The sequence below is a fragment of the Actinotalea sp. C106 genome (genome assembly GCF_023630195.1).
In the GTDB taxonomy this organism is placed as follows: Bacteria; Actinomycetota; Actinomycetes; order Actinomycetales; family Cellulomonadaceae; genus Actinotalea.
Window position 1 is genome coordinate 1 of record NZ_JALPKN010000534.1, and the last position, 1070, is coordinate 1070.

At 75.9% G+C, this 1070-nt stretch carries 2 protein-coding genes; both read left to right on the plus strand.

What is annotated here, in order from left to right:
• Positions 1–552: zinc-binding dehydrogenase (locus L0B03_RS18290; protein ID WP_250448496.1), on the plus strand; the 552-nt coding region annotated here is incomplete at its 5' end.
• A gap of 11 nt (positions 553–563) precedes the next feature.
• On the plus strand, positions 564–1070 hold a 507-nt coding region (locus tag L0B03_RS18295; RefSeq protein ID WP_250448498.1), incomplete at its 3' end, for an alcohol dehydrogenase catalytic domain-containing protein.

Genomic DNA, 1070 nt, shown 5'->3' on the forward strand with positions numbered 1-1070 from the left:
GCCGGGGTCCAGGCCGGGTCGCACGTGGCCGTGGTCGGGGACGGCGCCGTCGGGCTGTGCGGGGTGCTCGCCGCCCGTCGGCTCGGTGCCGAGCGGATCACGCTGCTGGGCCGCCACCCCGACCGGATCGCCGTCGGGCGGACCTTCGGGGCCACCGACGTCATCTCCGAGCGGGGCGAGGGGGCCGTCGCCCAGGCGATGGAGATGACCGACGGGCTGGGCTTCGCGCACGTGCTCGAGTGCGTGGGCATGCAGTCCTCCTGGGAGACCGCGATCGGCATTGCCCGCCCGGGTGGGACGGTCGGCTACGTCGGGGTGCCCGCCGGGCTGACCGACGGGCTGCCGTTGGGGCAGATGTTCCGGCACAACGTGGCCGTGCGCGGCGGGGTGGCCCCGGTCCGCGCCTACCTGCCCGAGCTGCTCGCCGACGTGCTCGACGGGACCATCGACCCCGGGCCGGTCTTCGACGTCGAGCTCGGGCTCGACCAGGCCCCCGAGGGGTACGCCGCGATGGACGAGCGGCGCTCGATCAAGGTGCTGCTGCGGCCGTGAGCGGGGGGACCATGCGCGCCGTCGTCCTCGACTCCTTCGGCGGGCCCCTCGAGGTTCGCGAGGTCCCGGCCCCCGAGTGCCCGCCCCACGGCGTCGTCCTGCGGGTCGAGGCCACGGGCGTGTGCCGCAGCGACTGGCACGGCTGGCAGGGCCACGACGCCGACATCACCGTGCCCCACGTACCGGGCCACGAGCTCGCCGGGACGGTCCTCGAGGTCGGGCCCGAGGTGCGGCGCTGGCGGGTGGGGGACCGGGTGACCGTGCCCTTCGTGTCCGCCTGCGGGGACTGCGACGCGTGCCTCGCAGGCGAGCAGCAGGTGTGCGAGCGGCAGACCCAGCCCGGGTTCACCCACTGGGGTTCCTTCGCCGAGCAGGTCTCCCTGCACCACGCCGACGTCAACCTCGTCGGCCTGCCCGACGCCCTGACCGCCGCGACGGCAGCCTCCCTCGGCTGCCGGTTCGCGACCGCCTACCGCGCGCTGACCGTGCACGGCCGGGTGCGCGCGGGGGACTGGGTC